13 protein-coding genes, 1 tRNA gene and 1 pseudogene are annotated in these 20,959 nt (G+C 29.9%); 4 read left to right on the forward strand and 11 right to left on the reverse strand.

What is annotated here, in order from left to right:
* Positions 1-7 precede the first annotated feature (7 nt).
* Positions 8-382, forward strand: coding sequence for a hydrogenase maturation nickel metallochaperone HypA (gene hypA, locus KMP69_RS02290; protein WP_214400346.1), 375 nt, complete (start codon positions 8-10; stop codon positions 380-382).
* On the opposite strand, the pseudogene KMP69_RS02295 reads toward hypA, so the two are convergent.
* Positions 379-1,463 (reverse strand): annotated as a pseudogene (locus KMP69_RS02295) (ATP-binding protein). The gene hypA and the pseudogene KMP69_RS02295 overlap by 4 nt on opposite strands.
* Positions 1,464-1,696: 233 nt before the next feature.
* On the opposite strand from KMP69_RS02295, the gene KMP69_RS02300 reads away from it, so the two are divergent.
* Complete coding sequence (locus tag KMP69_RS02300; protein ID WP_214400347.1) at positions 1,697-9,622, forward strand: NosD domain-containing protein; 7,926 nt, start codon at positions 1,697-1,699, stop codon at positions 9,620-9,622.
* Between the two features lie 659 nt (positions 9,623-10,281).
* Here KMP69_RS02300 and KMP69_RS02305 read toward each other — a convergent pair.
* The 9 genes from KMP69_RS02305 to KMP69_RS02345 form a co-directional block, all read right to left on the reverse strand.
* Complete coding sequence (locus KMP69_RS02305) at positions 10,282-11,688, reverse strand: ATP synthase subunit B (RefSeq protein WP_214400726.1); 1,407 nt, start codon at positions 11,686-11,688, stop codon at positions 10,282-10,284.
* 44 nt (positions 11,689-11,732) lie between these two features.
* Entirely contained in the window at positions 11,733-13,496 is a 1,764-nt protein-coding gene (locus KMP69_RS02310; protein WP_214400348.1) for an ATP synthase subunit A, read from the reverse strand.
* A 27-nt stretch (positions 13,497-13,523) separates the two neighbouring features.
* Positions 13,524-13,820 (reverse strand): V-type ATP synthase subunit F, encoded by a 297-nt coding sequence (locus tag KMP69_RS02315; RefSeq protein ID WP_214400349.1) that lies wholly within the window; start codon positions 13,818-13,820, stop codon positions 13,524-13,526.
* A gap of 9 nt (positions 13,821-13,829) precedes the next feature.
* Positions 13,830-15,032 carry a V-type ATP synthase subunit C gene (locus tag KMP69_RS02320; RefSeq protein ID WP_214400350.1) on the reverse strand — a complete coding sequence of 401 codons (1,203 nt, stop codon included), beginning with the start codon at positions 15,030-15,032 and terminating at the stop codon, positions 13,830-13,832.
* Between the two features lie 13 nt (positions 15,033-15,045).
* Positions 15,046-15,657 (reverse strand): V-type proton ATPase subunit E, encoded by a 612-nt coding sequence (locus KMP69_RS02325; RefSeq protein WP_214400351.1) that lies wholly within the window; start codon positions 15,655-15,657, stop codon positions 15,046-15,048.
* Positions 15,658-15,737: 80 nt separating this feature from the next.
* Positions 15,738-16,394, reverse strand: a complete 657-nt coding sequence (locus tag KMP69_RS02330) for a V-type ATP synthase subunit K (RefSeq protein ID WP_214400352.1) — start codon at positions 16,392-16,394, stop codon at positions 15,738-15,740.
* 56 nt (positions 16,395-16,450) lie between these two features.
* Entirely contained in the window at positions 16,451-18,472 is a 2,022-nt protein-coding gene (locus tag KMP69_RS02335; protein WP_250543637.1) for a V-type ATP synthase subunit I, read from the reverse strand.
* Between the two features lie 34 nt (positions 18,473-18,506).
* Complete coding sequence (gene ahaH, locus KMP69_RS02340) at positions 18,507-18,821, reverse strand: ATP synthase archaeal subunit H (RefSeq protein ID WP_214400354.1); 315 nt, start codon at positions 18,819-18,821, stop codon at positions 18,507-18,509.
* A 70-nt stretch (positions 18,822-18,891) separates the two neighbouring features.
* Positions 18,892-19,428: a DUF531 domain-containing protein gene (locus KMP69_RS02345; RefSeq protein ID WP_214400355.1), complete on the reverse strand. Its 537-nt coding sequence runs from the start codon at positions 19,426-19,428 to the stop codon at positions 18,892-18,894.
* A 146-nt stretch (positions 19,429-19,574) separates the two neighbouring features.
* Between KMP69_RS02345 and KMP69_RS02350 the strand changes: the two genes are divergently transcribed.
* Together KMP69_RS02350 and KMP69_RS02355 are read left to right on the forward strand one after the other, a co-directional pair.
* Positions 19,575-19,662: transfer RNA gene (locus tag KMP69_RS02350), tRNA-Leu, on the forward strand.
* Between the two features lie 181 nt (positions 19,663-19,843).
* Positions 19,844-20,401, forward strand: coding sequence for an XTP/dITP diphosphatase (locus tag KMP69_RS02355; RefSeq protein ID WP_214400356.1), 558 nt, complete (start codon positions 19,844-19,846; stop codon positions 20,399-20,401).
* On the opposite strand, the gene KMP69_RS02360 is transcribed toward KMP69_RS02355, so the two are convergent.
* A complete protein-coding gene (locus KMP69_RS02360; protein ID WP_214400357.1) occupies positions 20,384-20,950 on the reverse strand; it encodes a hypothetical protein in 567 nt (188 codons plus the stop codon). The two genes, KMP69_RS02355 and KMP69_RS02360, sit on opposite strands and share 18 nt — an antisense overlap.
* Positions 20,951-20,959: the final 9 nt, after the last annotated feature.

The following is a 20,959-nucleotide window of genomic DNA, read 5'->3' on the forward strand; positions in this document are numbered from 1 at the left end:
GATAAATATGCACGAATTGTCTTATGCTACGGCAATGCTTGATGCTATTTTAAATAGTATAAAAAAAGAAGAAGAAAAAGGTAGAAAGATAAAAAAAGTTAGTGAAATAAACTTAGAAATAGGAGAATTAACTTTTATAAATGTTGAACAGTTAAAATTTGCTTTTGATGTTATTGCAGAGGGAACTGTCTGTAAAGGGGCTAAAATTAATGTTGAATTTATAAAACCAAAATGTAAATGCTTAGATTGTGGTTATGAAGGGGATGTAAAAATAGTAGATGAATTTGAAATATACTGCCCAAAGTGTAACAGTATGAGATTAAAACTATCTGGAGGTAAAGAGTTTAACATAAAAAATGTAACAGTAGAGTTTGAAGATTAAAGAATTCTTTTTATTGCATTCCAAATTAAAAAACTTTGAGGTTTTATTTCATTAGTTATTGGATTTAAGAATAAATAATTCTTTTTTATTAGCAAAGTTTTAACATCTTTTTTTATATTGCTTTTTGGAATAGAATAAGTGTTTTTAAATAATCTTAATGATGTAATAACCTCTTCGTAATTAACATTATAATTTCTTTCTTTAATATCTTCCAAAAGGTTTTCTAATTTTGAAATTTCAATTTTTAACAACTCATCTAAGATATTATTGAGATCTTTTACTTTCATTTTGTTTATAACCTTTATAATTAAAATTAGTTTTCCACCGACATGGGAATAAATTAGTTCTTTTTCTTCTTTAAGTTCGATATTTTTTTCTTTTGCATAGAAATTTATAAATTTCAAAGCATTTTCTTTATCAAAGTCATCGACTAGAATGTAATCTACCCTATCTCTAAGCATTGCTTCATCATAAACCTTCTCAATGAATAAACTGTCTGAACTTAAACAAAAAACATGACACAAATGCTTTTCTTTTGTCAAATCTATGAAAAAATTAAACAACTCATAAATAAGAAAGCCATTAATTTCCATATCACCAATTTTTTGTAATTCGTCAATAATTAATATTGGCAATTTTCCATTTCTATAGAGGTTTTCAAAAACATTCAATATATATATTTAAAGACATTTTTGCTCCTTTTTTTGTTTAATAATTCATCTAATATATTCTTTGGTATTGGGATGCTAGAGATTAATGAAATATCTTTTATTAGATTTGTTATTAGGGATTCTTTATCGTCACTGTGTTCTTCAAATAAAATCTCAACAATTAGACGAAAACTTTCAGTTTTCGTTGCTCGAAGCTTCGCTTCGAAATCTTCATACTTTGATATAAAATGCTCTCTAAGGTTAATGTATGTAATATTTTTATTTTTATCAATTTTATTTTCTATTATATACTTCATCAATGCTGTTTTTCCACTATTTATAGGGCCAAAGATAAAGTAAATGTTGTTTGGTTCATCCTCTAAAATGCTTAGAATTTCTTTTATTTCCTTTTCTCTGTTGAAGAATTTCATTAGTTTCACCAAATTTTTAAATGGATAAAATTATATTAATAAAATTCTTTAAAATGTTTTAACAGTAAAATTAGGATTGAAAGTTTATATTTGTAAAGTAAAAATTGCAAGTCATTTATATGCTTTTTGATTTGTATTAAATAGTAAGATATATATATGAAATTATTTTTAAATATATAACATTTTATATGATGCATTAAAATAGTTTAAAATTATAAAGTAATGGTGATAAATTGACAAAAGTAAAGTATTTACTTCTATTTATATTAACTTTGCTATGTGCTGGAAGTGTATGGGGTGAAAATGTATATTATATTAACAAATTGCCATATACAATAACCACGCCAGGATATTATATATTAAATACTTCTTGCACAGATTTAAACGAAACAGCAATAACTATAAATGCAAGTAATGTAGTATTGGATGGAAATGGAATGGTTTTAGACGGAGACAAAGTTGAGGATACTTATGGAATTTATGTAAAGAGACATAAGAATATTACAATAAAGAATCTAATGGTTAAAGAGTTTGGAGTAGGGATTTACCTTACTAATTCATCTAACATCACGATAACAAATAACAAATTAAGCAATTATTGGAGAGATATTCTCCTTGAAAATAACAATAATTACGCAACAATAGTTATTGAAAACAATACAGGTTCAGGAAATAGACCAATATATTACATTGCAAATAAAAAGAACGCAGTTATTGATTTAAGAGGTAAAGAAATACCTTCACAGATTATATTTGCAAATATTACAAACTGCACTATAAAGAATGTAATCTGTAAAGATGGTAGCGGTATAGAACTTTATGCAGTGAGTTATTCAATATTGGATAATATCACTTCAGTAAATAACTTCCATGGATTAAGAATGGCAGATGATGATGACCACGACAACATTATTAAAAATAGTATATTTGCCAACAATTCACACAATGGTATTGAATCATGGACTGGAGATAATACTACTATAGTAAATTGTTATTTCGCAAATAATAATGAAAGTGGTTTATTACTCGGTGGAAAAGGATGTATTATTTATCTAAACAACTTCATAAATAATAAAAAAAGTCTTGATATGTATAACAACTGGCATAGATTATATTCACCGACACCAATAACTTACATATACAACGGACATAATTACACAAACTACTTAGGAAACTACTATTCAGATTACAATGGAACTGATGCTAATGGAGATGGAATTGGAGATGAGCTGTATATAATTAATATTACAAATATGATGACACTAAAAATAAATGATTCATACCCTCTAATAGCACCCTATGAGAGCTATAAAATAATAAGCATAGCTAATGGAACCATTAGTAATGAAACAGAAAATAAAATACATTATATTAACAAATTGCCATACACAATAAAAGAAAGTGGATATTACATATTAAATACCAATTGCACAAATTTAAACAAAAGAGCAATAACTATAGATGCTGATAATGTAGTATTAGATGGAAATGGAATGGTTTTAGATGGTGTTGGGAATTATTATGAGGGAATTTATGTATATGGGCATAAGAATATTACAATAAAGAATTTAATTGTTAAAGAGTTTTGGTGTGGAATCTTCTTTGGTTATTCATCTAACAACACAATAACCAATGTAACTGCTTATAATAATAATATGTATGGAATCCTCCTTTGGAATTTATCCAACAACAACATAATAACTGATGTAAATGCTTATGGCAATAAGGATAGTGGAATCCTCCTTGATTCTTCATCTAATAACATAATAACTAATGTAAATGTTTCTAATAATGATTGTGGAATCGACCTTTATTATTCATCCAATAACACAATAACTAATATAAATACTCATAATAATAAATATGGAATTTACCTTGATAATTCATCCAACAACAACATAATATACCTCAACAACATAATAAACAACACGAATAATAACATTTACATTGATGACAACTCACAGGACAACTCATTCCATTCACCGACACCAATAATTTATGAATATAATGGACAAACATACACTAACTACTTAGGAAACTATTACTCAGATTACACAGGAACTGACAATAATGGAGATGGAATTGGAGACAGTATTTACAATAATATAGATAACTATCCATTAATAGCTCCTTATGAAAACTATAAAATAGAAAATAACGGAATAGTAGATAATGAAACAGAAAATAAAATATACTATATTAACTCTTTGCCATACACAATAAATGAAAGTGGATATTACATATTGAATACTTCTTGCACAGATTTAAACGAAACAGCAATAACTATACAGGCGGATAATGTAGTATTAGATGGAAATGGAAAGATTTTGGATGGAGATAAAAGCAATAATACTTATGGAATTTATGTGGGTGGAGATTATAAATCACATAACAACATTACCATAAAGAATTTTATTGTAAAAGAATTTTATGTGGGCATCTGCCTTGCTATTTCATCTAACATCACAATAACAAATATAAATGCTTTTAATAATAAAGATGGAATTTACCTTGCTTCATCCAACAATATAATAACTAATGTAAATGTTTATAACAATACGGGAGATGGACTACAGCTTATTGCTTCATCTAACAATATATTAAGTAATGTAAATGCCTATAATAACACAGGGGATGGCATTTTTGTTCTTTCTTCATCTAACAACACTATAACTAATGTAAATACTTCTGGCAACTCTTTAAATGGGATCTACCTTGTTACATCATTTAACAATACAATAACTAATGTATATTCTTCCAATAATAATTGGTCTGGAATCTATCTTGATTCATCCAACAATACAATATTCCTAAACAACCTTATAAATAACTCTTATAGAGATATTTACATTACAAAGGATTCAAAAAATAACATCCTCCACTCGCCAACACCAATAACTTACGAATATAATGGGCAAATCCACACCAACTACTTAGGAAACTTCTATTCAGATTACACAGGTACTGATATTAACGAAGATGGAATTGGGGATAATCCTTATAAAAATATAGATGACTATCCATTAATAGCACCTTATGAAAACTATAAAATAATAAGCAATGGAACAGCAGGTAATGAAACAGAAAATAAAATACATTATATTAACAAATTGCCATACACAATAAATGAAAGTGGTTATTATATATTGAATACTTCTTGCACAGATTTATGGACAAATGCAATAACCATAGATGCAGATAATGTGGTATTAGATGGAAATGGAAATGTTTTAGATGGAGACAAAATAAGTTGGGGATCTCATGGAATTTATGTAAATAGGCATAAAAATATCTTAATAAAAAATTTAACAGTTAAAGAATTTTATATAGGTGTTTATCTTAAATCCTCGTCTCATTGTGTAATATACAATGTAAGTACTTATAATAATAGTAATGATGGCTTTTGGATTGGTTCATCATCAAATAATAAAATAATGTGTATAAATGCTTATGATGGAATTTACCTTTGGGATTCGTTTAACAATACACTAACTAATATAACTTGCTATAACAATGGAATAACTCTTGATATGTCATGTAATAACACATTAACAAATAATAAATTTAAAAATTGTGGATTGTATATAGATTTTGATTCATTCAATAATAAAGTAGAAAACAACATGGTTTATGGGAAACCATTAGTTTATTTAGAAAATGAAAAGAATAAAATAATTGACAGCTCATATAATCCAGGACAAATTATTGCAGTAAATTGTGAAAATATAACTGTAAAAGATGTTAAAATAACCCATACCTCTGTTGGAATTGAATTCTATAGAGTATCTAATAGCAAAATAACCAATGTAACTATTTCTAATAATAAGGAAGGAATCCTCCTTGATTTTTCATCCAACAATATTATATATTTAAACAATTTCATAAATAATACAAATAATATCAACCTGATAGATATATGCTACGACAATATATTCCACTCACCAATAAAAGTGGATTATATTTTTAACGGGAAATTATATGCCAACTACTTAGGAAACTATTATTCCAATTATAAAGGAACTGATAATAATGGAGATGGTATTGGAGATATATCGTATAGAATAGATAATTATCCATTAATAAAACCGTATGAAGACTATAAACTACTTCCACATGAAGTAGATATTGAAGCATTACATGAAGATGAAGATTTTGAAGGAGATGTACCATCTGGATGGAGGAGAACTGCTTTCTTTAATAATACTGAAATGGGTATAATACCTATTGGAAATTCTAAATTAAATATTTGTTTCATGCTTCCTAAACCTTATAAGCAAAGAACTGTAACTGTTTATGGGTCAATCTTAAACACAGAAGGTAAATACGACTTTAAGTATTCCGCAGAAGTTTCGTCAGTATATGATGGTTCAATTGGCATGTATGATATAACAATTTATGCACTTGATAGTATTAAAATCCCCGAAAATCCGAATTTATATGGATTAGGAGTAATTAATTTATCAATTCCTGATCTTGGATTAAAAGTAGTAGCACCAGTTTATATCACTCCATTTGAGTTAATTCCTATTGATAAAAATGGAAATTATGTAAATGAAACAAGTAAATATCTTAATAATTCAGAACCTTTATTTTTAAGAATAAAATATCTTGGTTCTAAGAAGGGAAATCCTACAATAATAGCCATGCCTCTCTATGAGCAATACCTTGTTTATACATATTCTATCAAGTCTGACAAAAATGATCCTATGCTTGCTAAAGAAATAACATGGAGATTAGCAATATTGGAACTACATGGGTTAACTGAACTTAGCAAGAAATATCCTAATGCAAAAATAAAGATAGTTGAAAATGAATATCGCCACAGAAACACTTATTTACACTTTATAAATAATTATGAAGGTTATTACCTCTTTTGGAGAGATTACATACAATATTTAGTTAATAATTTTATTAAAGCTGATGGAATAATTGTTGGGGCAGTACCACATCCGGAATGTGGATTTAATAAAGAAGTCATAACAACTAAAACATATCCCGTTGCATATATGTCTTATTCAATGGCAGCGAATGGTTTAGATGTTTATCATGGATCTAATAAATATATGACCATAACACCAGATGATAGTTATATACAATCAAAACTCAATAGACTTAATACTATAAAGAGGTTACAGAATAATTATTTAGGTTCAACATCTAAGGATAGTATAGAAAAGAACATAACTATGTATAAAATTATAAACTCATCAAAAAATTATATGATAAATAATCTTTATGGTAAAACAAAGTATAATCTATATTACGATCCCCAAAATTTATACACTTTACAAGTTAGGATCTATAAACCAGGAGAGCCTATACTAAAAATATCACCAACTGCGTTTGAAATAGATGATGTGCATTATTATACATCATGGAATAATGGTAAATGTTACTTAGTAAGTAAATATGAGGGTAAACATTTAGTGTTCAACAATTCAAATGCTATATTTTTCCTTGTACCTATGGGTTCAAAAATGAAGGCAAGTTGGTGGATTTCCTCTCGTGATATCAAAAAATCACCTGGTGATGCAATAAATATACTTTGTTCAGTTACAAAGGATGTTACAGAACAGGATAATGTCGTAAATGCAATATATTACGAAAAAATGGAAAATGATGGAGGTGCATATACTACTACTTTTTTGGCATCTACCTACAATCTCTTAAAATCAGCAGCATTAGACCTAACACTTGAAGGTGCATTTGAATCAGGAGGTACATCATTATTATTAACTGCCGTAGTTATAGCTTTGCCAGATATTGATTTCGAACATGAAGCATATTACACATCATCAGAATGGGTAGGTGATATTAATCAACTCATGATTATGAGCGACCTGCAGGAACTTGAACATCAAAAATATATCACAAACGAAATTAAAGAGAACAATGAAAATAATCCATTAATATCATATTTAGAGTTAGGTAGTGAAGTTGAGAGATATACGGGTAAACCAAAAGATATTGCAGAGCTTGGCATGGCATGTATTATATGGCAAGATATGAGACACCAACCATTTTATTGGATTACCCATAATACACCATTTAAATCTAAAATTATAAGAAGTCGTTTAATGTCAGCCCATAAGTATCTTGGACATCTTAAACCCATTGAGGTAGTATTAAACATTTATTCAATCTATGAAACATACATCAATACTGTAGAAGTAAGTGATTTTAACAGAGCTCAATTAACCTACTTTGGGTATCCAGATTCAAATTATGATGATCCAGTTAATATAACGCCTATAAATGTTACACCATTACCAAAACAAGTGAATATTACTATATCCCTTGAACCTAATGTAACAAAAATAGACAACTACATAATACTATTCATAAAAGACCTTAAAATAAATGTTACTCCAAATATTTCCTATGAAAATGCTTCCTATATAGATGTCTATTCATCACCTTATGCATTGCCACAGATATACTTTAAGATCTATGCTCCAGTGAATCAGTCATTGACATATCTCACCATAAACATCTCAAACAATGAAACAATAAAAAACATAACATTACCAATTGTTGGAGGATATACAGTCCTTAACTCTAATCTATATCCTGTAGCTCCTATACAAGTAAGACAATTCCCAACCTTAGAAAACTACAGTATAATTGAAATTTATATAACACCAGCAATATATAACACCACTTCAAAAGATATAATATTCCTTAAGAATATTAAATTATCATTAAAAACAGGAAGTTACAAGCCTCATAAACTTCATGTTATCTCATATCCTAACTTCGTTGGGCTAAGTAACTACCCAGCAAACATAACATTAAAGTTCTTCAACGATGTTAGATTCACACATGGTAATATAACAAATATAACAGTATCTATACACACAAGTGATGATATAATCTGTAATATACACAACATTAGTATCAATAAACTTGGAGAAGAATATCCAAATAACACATATTATACTACTTTAACTATTTCACCGAAAAATCCAATATCTGAAGAGAAATTAACATCTATTAATCTTACCATTAAATATAAGGTTGAAAATACTAAAAAAACATTGAATTACACTATTCCTGTAAAACTTATACCACCAAATATTATTGATTTATCTATTGAAAATATAAGTGTCCCAGATAAATTGGTTGTTGGAGAACCATATCTAATTTCAGCAAAAATCAAAAATAATGGTAAGTATGATATGGTAAATGTCCCTATAAGATTATTCTTTGACCTACAAAAAGTTGATGAAGTTGTAATAGACAAACTTAAATCTGGTGAAGAAAAAACTGTCTATTTCTTATTAACGCCTACTCATGCAAGCGAACACAACATTACTGTTGCTGTCCAAGCGTTCTCTGAAGAAGTAAATAGATCCAACAATTATATTACAGCTACAGTAGAAGTAATGGCTAAACCAATAGCATCGTTCAACTACACTCCAAGAAATCCAACGACATCAGATACAATCCAATTCATAGATCTATCTTATGATCCAGATGGAAATATAACCTCATGGCTCTGGGACTTTGGAGACAACACAACTTCAAATGAGCAAAACCCAACACACAGATACACTAAAGCAGGAACATACACAGTAACATTAACAGTTACAGATAACGATGGCTTTACTAACTCAACATCAATAAAAATCGTAGTTAGACCTTCAAGAACTACATCAGCATATCACGGTGGAGGTGGTGGAGGAAGCTATATAACGGGAGGAGGATATCATAAGGCACTATATTCAGATGTTGCAGAAGATATAAAGTCAGAGAAAATAAAAGAAATAGTACATAAGGCGAAATTAATAGTTGGTTCGAAAATAGACGAAGAATTATCAGCAAAAGATCTCAAAGATGTAAATGAAATTGAACTAATAAAACAACCATTAGAGATAAAAGAAGACTGTATCTTAGTAGGCGGACCTGTAGCAAACCCATTAGTTAAAAAATACCTCTGGGCATTCCCAGTTAAAGTAACTAATGACTACCCAGGTAAGCATAGAGGAGTTATAGAGAAACAAATAATAAATGGACATACAGTAATATTATTAGCAGGTTCAGATAGATGGGGTACTAAAGCCGCTGTAGAATACTTCAAGCAGTTAGATGATATCCCAGATGAACCAATATTTGTAGAATGGATGAACGGAAAAGCTATAAAAATTGAAAAACCTTAATCATTCTCATTTTTTTAATTAATTTTTTATGAAATTTTTAAGAGCATAAAAAGGCAATACTTTGGATTAAAATACGAAATAAAAAAGAGAGTATATTCTCTAAAATTCTTCATTGTCAAAATGCATAAGTTATTGGATAGAATTTGATTAGTTAAATGTCGTTATGTATAAAATTCAATTGTACAGGTCTGATGCTTATTTGTAGATGCTGATTATACATTATAAATTCATAGTGTTCGATACAACAAACTTAATCTAATGGAAATTTATTAACGCCCTAAATGTTCTTTTCATCTATTACATAGAAACAGTAAGCATTTACACAAATTTTATAGGATGTGAATTATTAATAGTTAACAAAGGTCTATCTTTGGCTATAAATTTAGATGTTTTTATTGTAGAAAATACATTCTCCATATTTTATTATATCCAAAATATGATTCAGAAATTGAAGAAGAATTCCAAATAGATGATGAAATCCTACAAATAAAACAAATTAATTTAAAACATAATAAAAAACAAAATTTGAATATATAGACATTATTAAAGAGGAATTATCAAATATTTTAAAAATAGTAAAAAATAATCTATCTCTATATTAAGATAACTTTCTAAAAACTCCAATAAAAAACAATAAAAAAATTAAATAGATTTAAGAATTATTGATTTTGTTTTTTTCTATACTTTGGATGGTATTTTTCAATTAATTCTCTATCTACTCTCTTCAACTCTTCTTCTGGTAATATTGCTAACAACTCCCACAATAAGTCAAGAGTTTCCTCAATACTTCTATCTTCATCTATTCCCTGTTTAACAAATCTCTTTTCAAATTCGTCAGCGAATTTTAAGTATGCTCTATCTCTGTCTGTTAATGCCTCTTCCCCAACAACTGCAACTAAGTCTCTTAAACTTCTACCCTCTGCATATGCCGCATATGCTTGGTTAACTACTTTTTTGTGGTCTTCTCTTGTTTTACCTGGTCCTTGTCCATTTCCAGCTAATCTTGACAATGATGGAAGGACATCTACTGGCGGATAGATACCTTTTCTATGTAATTCTCTTGACAATACAATTTGTCCCTCTGTAATATATCCTGTTAAGTCAGGAATTGGGTGTGTTATATCATCATGAGGCATTGTTAAGATTGGAATTTGAGTTATTGTTCCATTTCTACCTTTAACTCTTCCTGCTCTTTCATAGATTGTAGCTAAGTCAGTATACATGTAACCTGGATATCCTCTTCTTCCTGGAACCTCGTTTCTTGCGGCGGAGATTTCTCTCAAAGCCTCACAGTAGTTTGTCATATCAGTTAAGATAACGAGAACGTGCATATCTTTTTCATAAGCTAAATATTCAGCGACAGTTAAAGCAAGTCTTGGAGTTAATATTCTTTCAATTGATGGGTCGTTAGCTAAGTTTATAAAGACTACAGCCCTCTCTAATGCACCAGTTTTTCTAAATTCTTCCATGAAATAGTTAGCCTCTTCTGAGGTAATACCCATAGCTGCAAAGACAACTGCGAACTTTTCTCCTTCTCCTCTAACCTTTGCCTGTCTTGCAATCTGAGCTGCCAACTGATTATGTGGTAATCCAGAACCTGAGAATATCGGTAATTTCTGCCCTCTAACGAGAGTGTTCATTCCATCGATTGTTGAAATTCCTGTCTGGATGAAATCACTTGGAACTTTTCTTGAAACTGGATTTAGTGGATACCCATTAATATCTAATTCTTTTTCTGGAACTATTTCAGGTCCTCCATCAATAGGTTTTCCTCTTCCGTTAAATATTCTTCCTAACATTTCCATTGATACTCCAATCTTAGCAGTTTTTCCTGTAAATCTTACTTTTGTTTGATTTGTACTCAACCCAGTAGTTCCTTCAAAAACCTGAACTACTGCTAAACCTTCTCTTGCCTCTAAAACTTGTCCCATTCTCTTTTCTCCATCAGGACATATAACTTCAACTATCTCCCCATATGCTGCTCCTTCTACTCCCTCTACAATTAACAAAGGTCCTGCAATACTTTTAACTGATGAATACTCTATAGCAGATGTTGCCAAAGTCATCACCTCAATAAAAAGTTTTTATAAAAAGATTAAATAGGTTTAAATTATTGTAAGGATCCCAATTCATTTTTAATTTTCTCTAAGATTTCTTTTGATTTAACATTTATAAATTCTTCGTGTGGAATATATTTCATTCTTGCAATATCTTGTTTAACTGAAACTTTTAATATTTTAGATGGATCTACTCCTCTTTCAACAGCCTTTAATGCTTCATGATAGAATGTCATAATTATCTTTAACATTAAGTATTGCTTCATTGGAGGACAGTAAGTATCTACTTCATCAAATGCATCTTGCTGTAAGAAATCTTCTCTTAACATTCTTGCTACTTCTAAGATAACCCTTTCTCTATCTGGCAATGCATCTGGTCCAACTAACTGAACGATCTCTTGAAGTTCAGCCTCTTTCTGTAATAAACTCATAGCTTCATCTCTTAGCTGTCTCCAATCTGGTCCTGTATTTTTATGCCACCAATCTGTAACATCGTCAATATATAATGAATAACTCTGCAACCAGTTTATTGCTGGGAAGTGTCTTCTTCTTGCTAAGTTAGCATCCAATGCCCAAAATACCTTAACAATTCTTAGAGTGTTTGATGTAACAGGTTCTGAGAAATCTCCTCCTGGTGGTGAGACAGCCCCAACAATTGAAACGAATCCTTTTCTATTATCTTGTCCTAAACATACGACGCTTCCTGCTCTTTCATAAAACTGTGCCAATCTTGACGCTAAGTATGCTGGATATCCTTCTTCCCCTGGCATCTCTTCTAATCTCCCAGAGATTTCCCTCATAGCCTCTGCCCATCTTGATGTAGAATCTGCTGTTAATAAAACTCCATATCCCATATCTCTAAAGTACTCTGCAATTGTAACTCCTGTATAAATTGATGCTTCTCTTGCTGCTACAGGCATGTTTGAAGTGTTTGCTATCAGTACAGTTCTATCCATTAACTTATTTCCAGTTCTAATATCTTCTAAGTGTGGGAATTCTTCAATAACCTCTGTCATCTCGTTTCCTCTTTCTCCACATCCAATATAAACGACAACATCAGCATCAGACCACTTAGCCAACTGATGCTGAGTAACTGTCTTTCCTGAACCAAATGGTCCAGGAATTGCTGCTGTTCCTCCTTTTGCTAATGTAAAGAATGTATCTTCAACTCTCTGCCCTGTAATCATTGGGATTTTTGGAGGTAACTTTTCTTTATATGGTCTCCCTTTTCTTACAGGCCACTTTTGCATCATAGTTAATTCTTTCCTTTCTCCATTTTCTAATTCAACTACTGCAACTGTTTCCTCAACAGTAAATTTTCCTTCCTTTATTTCAACTATTTTTCCTTTAACTCCAACAGGTACTAATACTTTATGAACTATTGATGGAGTTTCATCAACAGTTCCAATAATATCTCCTTCTTCTACATAATCTCCTTCATTTACAACTGGCTTAAATTCCCATTTTATGTCTCTTGGTAATGCTGGAACATCAACACCTCTTGGAATAAAGATAGATCCAGTTTTTTCTTCAATTGCTGTTAATGGTCTCTGAATACCATCGTACATTGCTCTTAACATTCCTGGCCCTAATTCAACAGATAAAGGAGATCCAGTACCAACAACAGGTTCTCCTGGTTTAATTCCTGTGGTTTCTTCATAAACCTGAATAACTGCCTTATCATCTTGCAATTGAATAATTTCTCCAGTTAATTTTTCCTCTCCTACTTTAACGACTTCATACATTTGTGCTCCTTTCATTCCTTCTGCAACTACGACAGGTCCTGCGATTTTAATAATCTTCCCAACAACTGACATATTATCAACCTCTTTACAGTTATAACTTTATTTTATAGTAACTCCAATAGCTTTTCTAATCAATTCTTTAATAGGATCAACTCTCTCAATTTTTCCATATTTATCAGGAATTTCAACAATATACTTGTTTATATTTTTTATTTCATCTTTTATATTTTCAGCGATTCTCTCTGTTATAATAATGAAGGCAATATTATCATTATTTTCAAGCTCTTTGAGAGCTTTAATTGCCTCTTCCTTATCTTTAACCTCATAAACATCAGTTAATCCAGCCAATCTAAACCCAGTGGCTGTTTCTCTATCTCCAATAACGCCTATTTTCATTTATCTCACCTATAAGGATATGAGCAAACGTCTAATTTCATCAGGTTTTAAGTTTTCTATTTTACCTTTAATTATTGCTTTAAGGTTTTTAACTTCGAGCTCTTTGCTAACAATCAATCCAATAATTGGACCTACACCAAATGGTTTTCTCACAGATAGTTTTTTACCTTTCTCTAATATGAATCTATCTAATGCCTTTTCAAAAGTAAATACTGACTTCGTCTTTTCAAATTCTTCCATATACTCTGATAATACATTTGCATAACTTGTTCCTTCTAAGCCACTTAATATTCCTTCTATCCCTTCAGCACTCATTAAGTCTTTTAATTTCCATTCTGGAAGTTCATAACCGCTTAAAGAAACATATTTACTTAATTCATCTGCAGATAGTCCATCTGCTTTTCCTTTTAATATAACCTTTAAGTTTTCAACATCAATTAAGGTTCCTATAAATTCTCTAAATAAATCTTCTTCCTTACCTTCTATCATCATAACTTTTCTTAATTCATTTAAGTAGTATCTATCTAATGCCAATTCAAGCCCTGTTATACTAGAAGTTTGCTCATAGTTTGACAATTCTTCCTGCAACACTTTAAAATACTCTGTTCCATCTAAACCTCTAACAACTTCTTCAACTGTTTTTGCCTCAGATAATTCTTTTAGTTTTTCAATAGGAATATTTCCTAATGGAATTAATAAGGAGTAAGTTTCCTCAGCATTTAATCCATAATATTTGGCTCTAATTAATGTTTTTATATTTTTAATGTCAAACTTTTTAGAAAATACTTTTAAAATATTTTTAGCACTTTCTGGTGAGATATTGAATATTAAATTATATAAATCAGCCAAATACATATCTAAAGCCTTTTCAACTGCAATAGGATCCTTTAACTCATTTAAAACTTCACTAATATATTGCCCATAGTCAGTATCTTCTAATATGCCGATCATTTCTTCTAAACTTCCTGACTCTATTAATTCATTTAATTTCGTATTGTCCAATAATTTTGCCTCTTTACTTCTTATTCTCGCATTTACATAGGCATAAGGAGCCAGATCAATAACCATCTTTACTATCCAAACAATTACAGTAACAACAATAATTATAGTTGCAATAACAATAAGTATAGTTAAAGGATTATCAAAATACGTCATTAAAGTTGAATAAAGTGTTTTTAAGTTTAATAATATCCCAATATCATCAAACGCCATTAGGCATCACCTTTTAGAATAACTTCTCTGTAACTTTCGCTCTAATTATATTTAAGTTCCTTTCAAATATTGCCTCTAAACTGTTATCTAATGATTTTAATCCATCAGATGTTTCTATTATGCATCCACCTATAATATCTACAGACTTTCCTTTCTTTAGTACAGTTACTTTTTTCGTTACATTTTCAATTTCTTTTTCTAAGTCCCACAATGTAGCATCGTCAATAAGTTCCATATCTCTTCTGTTTAATCTTACAATTAATTCTCCGCCACCTAATGATATTGCCCCATCTTTTATTAATTTGATGAGTTTATCTTTATAATCTGGTTGTTCTGGTAATTTGTGGAGTTCTTCTTTTAATTTGTTAATAGCCATATTAATGATCTCTTCTTTAGCCTCTAATAACTTTTTCTTAGCCTCTAATTTAGCCTCTGCTATTATTCTGTTTTTAACCATTTCAGCCTCTTTCTCCCCTTTTTTTAATATTTCAACTCTTCTTTTTTCAGCCTCTTTTTTAGCTTCTTCTAAAATTTTATTTTTTTCTTCTTCAGCCTGAGCAATGATTTTTTCAGCTTCGACTTTTGCATCTTCTAATATCTTCGATTTTATCTTATCCACTCCCATTAATTTCACCTACCAAAATCAAATTTTTAAGTAAAGTTAATTTTATAATTGTTTAAAAAGGTTTAAAAGAGGGTAAAGGTTTATACCATTAGCATGATTAAGATTGCTATTAACAACCCAAAGATTGCGAAGGTTTCTGGCATAACCGCTAAAACAAGCCCTTTACCCATAGCATCTGGATCTCTTGCTGTTGCTCCAATAGCCCCTGCAGCAGTAATACCCTGACCAATACCAGAGAGACCTGCAAACCCAACTGCAAACCCTGCACCTAAGGCAGCAACTGATACAGCTCCAGATCCTTTAAATACTCCAACTAACAATAGAATAGCGATTAATAAACCATAAATTGCCTGTGTCTCTGGAAGGACAGAGAAAACCATAGCTTTACCAAATATACTGTTGTCCTCAGCAACTGCTCCCAAACCAGCCGCTGATGCAATACCCTGACCAATTGCTGATAAACCAGCTAAACCTGTTGCTAATCCAGCTGCAAACATTGCCCAAGGAGATGCTGTTTTAAAAACAAACAGAATAAGTATTGCTACTAAGAATCCATACAAACCCTGAGTTTGTGGCAATGCTTGGAAAACTATAGCAGTACCAAACTTATTTGGATCTTCTGCGACAACACCAGCACCACTTGCTCCAGTAATTCCAGCACCAATTCCTGAACCTAATCCTGCAAGTCCAACTGCCAAACCAGCACCAATAGCTCCTAATAGTAAAGCATCTACCATAATACATCACCTCATCTTTATTAAATTTTGTAATTTGTATTTTTTGTTTTTATATTTTATGTTGTAGTATATTCTCTATTTGCCTTAAATGGACTGAATTTTTTACCTCCTCCTTCATAAAACTGACTAAAGAACTCTACATAGTGCAACCTTAGAGAGTGTATAAATGCTCCTAAACCATTCATTACGAAGTTAAATGCATGACCTCCTATTAGTATTATAATGGCAATTATAATTCCTATTATTGGTATTGAACCACCAACAATCTTAGCCATAATATTTACAGCCATTGCTAAACCTCCAGTAGCCAAACAGAGAGCCAACAATCTTGCATAAGATAGAACATTTCCTAAGAAACCAGTAATATCCATAGCTCCCAATAGTGCTCCCATGATTCCATTTTCTTTGAATCCTTTAATTGCACAAACAATTATTGCAATTAATGCGGCTACTCCAATTATACCAATAGTTATCATCATATTTGATGTTACTAAATAGATAATTACCCCTAATATTATTGCTAAAATTAATATAATCCAAATCCCTTGATTTATTATGGCTTCTCCAGTATTACCTTTTTTAATATTCTCTTTAAATCCTACAATTAATCCAATTAATAAATGCAATAAACCAACAGCAATTGAGAATTCTAATATGGCTATTGGACCATTTTTAATAAAAGTGCTTGCTCCAAGTGGATTGACTAATGCCAATCCCATTTTGTATATGTCAATATTTAAAAATTCATACATAAAATCTCCTAAGTAACCTCCTGTTATAATTCCCATTATAATTGTTGAGATTCCAGCCAATGTTAATATATATCCAAGTTTTTTAGCACCTTCACTAACCTTACCTATTTTTTTCCACGTCCATAATCCAACTATTGTTAATAATAAACCATAAACTGCATCAGTAAGCATAATACCATAGAACAGTAAGAAACCAGGAACTATTAATAATGTAGGATCAACTTCATTGTATTTTGGTAAAGCATACATTTCTGTAAGCATCTCAAATGGCTTAATTGGTTTTGGATTATTTAACAATACAGGAATTTTCTCTTCAGGCTCATCTGGTTCAGAAATTTCAACAAATGCATAACCTTCTGAAGATTTTTCTATTATTTTCTTAGCTTTTTCAGCATCTTTTGCTGGAACCCATGCCTCTATGTAGTAAGTTCTATTAGTCTTACCAAATTGTGAATAGGCATCTCCTCTTTCTTTTTCTATTGATAGAAGTTCATAAACTACCAATAACTCATTTTCCCATTTCTTAGATAAAGATTTAAGTTTTTCAATTAAACTTTTTATTTTAGATTCTATATTCTTCAATTCATTTTCTATTTTCTGTGATGCCTCTTTTGGAGTACCTTCAACATCACTTATGTCGTATCTCTCAAACTCAAACTTTCTTAATGTGGATAATACACTTTCAAGTTTTTCTTTTAATGTAACAAATACTATTGGAACCCTTATCTTATTGTCTTTCTCAAATTCTTCTCCTGCGAATACTTCAATATACTCCTCAGTAACTTTATCTAATTCAGATTTTAATTCATTAACTTTCTCTTTTGGAACACTTCCACATCCAATATAAATATAAACTCCAGGTCCTAAATCTTTTAAATCAAATTCTAAACCTTTTAAGTAAGATATTTGATCTTTCATCTGTAATAATCTTGACTTTCTATTCTCTAATTCATTCAATTTTTCTGAAGGCTCATCTACTTCTTTACTAATTTCATTTAATACTTTTTCACAGTATTCAATAACTTCTTCATGAGTATTAAATTGAACTTTCTTTTTTTCAATTGGTTTTGGATTTAGAATATCTTTTACACTAACTTCTTTTGGATTAACATTGGAAAACAAATCTAATATTCTACTAGCCTTTATCATCAGTGTAGTAACATTTCTAACATAGTCTGCATGGGATGATGGTGATAATAAAGATTTCCACTCAACATCTTCTAATTTTTCAGATAGATCACAAAGTTCAACTATCCCAGATTCATGCAACTGTCTTACAACATTATCGACTTTTTCATCCAATATCACCGCTTTTAATTTCTTCATTCTTACGGGTTTCACTAAAATCACCTTGTTTAATTTAGATTTCAAGGATTTCAGACAACTTCAAAGATAATATTTTTACCTTAGCAATAGACATAATTTCTTTCCTTTCTTTTTCTGCTTTTTCTAAAATTTCTTGGGCTATTTTTTTAGCTTCCTCTTCAGCCTTTTTAATCATCTCTTCAACAGTTTTTTTAGCCTCTTCTTCAGTTTTTGCAATAAGATTTTTTGCTTCTTCAATTGCTTCATTTTTTATTTGTTCAGCTTTATTTTTTGCTTCTTCAATTTTATTAATAGCCTCTTCTTCAGCTAATTTTACTTCCTTTATAGCATTCATAATGCTAACACTCATACTTCCACCTAATAGTTGGTAATAGTAATTTAAAAATAGTTTAAGTATATAAAATTTTTTGTTTTCATTTTTATCTTTTACAATTACTTTTTACTTTACTAAAATACTTTGTGTGGGTATATATCACCGCTGGAATGCATCCAATTGCCGTACAAGTTTCTAAAGATATTCTTTTTTCAGTAATATCCAAGTGATATACACAAGATTCCATAATATCCTTTGGTAATCCATGTCTTCCAAGTCCTATATATAATCCAACTGGTTTCTTCTTTAATAAATATGCTGTCTCTAAGGGAGATATTACTTTATTATCATCAGGCTTAGATGTTGTAGCGATGGGAATTCCAAACTGAGGAAGAAATTTATCAACGATAAAAAATCTATTTTTCTCAATTAATTTTTCTAAGTATTCTCCAGAATTTCCAATTGTAGTTTTTATATTTAATATATCCTCTTTGGTGCAAGGAAAGTCCATTATTGCCAAGTTACAATCAAAGGCATAGCATATTGGTGCCGCCCTTGCAATAGATCTTTTATGAGCTTCGTGCCATCTTGTTTTGTCATAAGAGTTATATAAAATTATAGTTAACCTTTTTAAATTTTTCATACTTTACCTCATTACTGTACGAAAACTATTGAACCATAATATAGATATTTTTTACAAAATAAAGGAACTCATTAATATATGTTTATCTTTACCAAAAACCGAAAAGTATATATATGAGAACATCAATTCTATAATTCGCTTAAGGTGCAGGGGTCGCCAAGCCTGGCCAAAGGCGCCGGACTTAAGATCCGGTCCCGTAGGGGTTCGGGGGTTCAAATCCCCTCCCCTGCACCATTTTTTATTTTAGAAAAATAAATTAATCAATTTGAATTAACTAATTTAAAATTATTTATACTTTATATACTTAACTTTTTTACATCCCCCCAGTGGGTTAGCTCTCTTGACATAGCGATGCTTTAGGATGATAGAGAGTGTTAAACTGGGGGGACATCCTTTAAAAATTTTGGTGATAATTATGAAAATCTATTTTGCCACTGGAAATCCTCACAAAATTAAAGAGGCTAATATTATTTTAAAAGATTTAAAAGATGTAGAAATTGAGCAAATAAAAATAAAATATCCTGAAATTCAAGGAACTTTAGAAGAAGTTGCTGAATTTGGAGCAGAGTGGGTTTATAATATATTAAAAAAGCCAGTTATTGTTGAAGATAGTGGTTTTTTTGTTGAAGTTTTAAAAGGATTTCCGGGAACATATTCTAAGTTTGTTCAAGAAACTATTGGTAATGAAGGAATTTTAAAATTGTTGGAAGATAAAGATAATAGAAACGCTTATTTTAAAACTGTTATTGGTTATTGCGATGAAAATGGTGTAAAATTGTTTAAAGGAGTAGTTAGGGGGAAAGTTTCAGAAGAAATAAGAAGTAAAGGATATGGATTTGCCTATGACAGTATATTTATTCCAGAGGGAGAGAATAGAACATTTGCTGAGATGACTCCAGAGGAGAAAAGTAAAATATCTCATAGAAAAAAAGCTTTTGAGGAGTTTAAAAAATTCTTATTGAATAGGATTTAAATAATTTTTAATGATTTCTTCAACATTATCGTTGTCTATTATATAGATGTTAAAAAATAATTTTGATTTTGGGATTAAAATAATATATTTTCTTTTATTTTTAGATTTTACCTTATAACCTTTAAAAAATTTCCAAGGTAATGGTAGATAGTAATTTAAAAATGGTTTTAAGAAATTAAATATTTCAAAATATACAATAACTCCTTCTTTATAAAACTCAACATTTCCAGATGTTGGGTTAAATACATCAAAAATAGTAAAAATTGACATAAATACAACTGAAAGAATTACCATTTTTGTATCTGGATGATTTATATTTATTAAAAGATAAAATGAGATAGATAAAAGAATAAAAATCATTATTAACATAAAAATCCATCTACCTATATACATTCCCAACTTAGTTGATGTTATATAATGCCAATCTTTTTTTGCTTTTTTATATTTAATATATAAAAATAAATCTAAAATTCCATCTGGACTGAAAATAAAAATTACAATGAGAAAACAAGGAAAGAAAAATAAAAACAATAGTAATTCAATATCCATAAAATTCCC

The organism is Methanocaldococcus lauensis, assembly GCF_902827225.1.
GTDB classification, from domain to species: Archaea; AGJL01; Methanococci; order Methanococcales; family Methanocaldococcaceae; genus Methanocaldococcus; species Methanocaldococcus lauensis.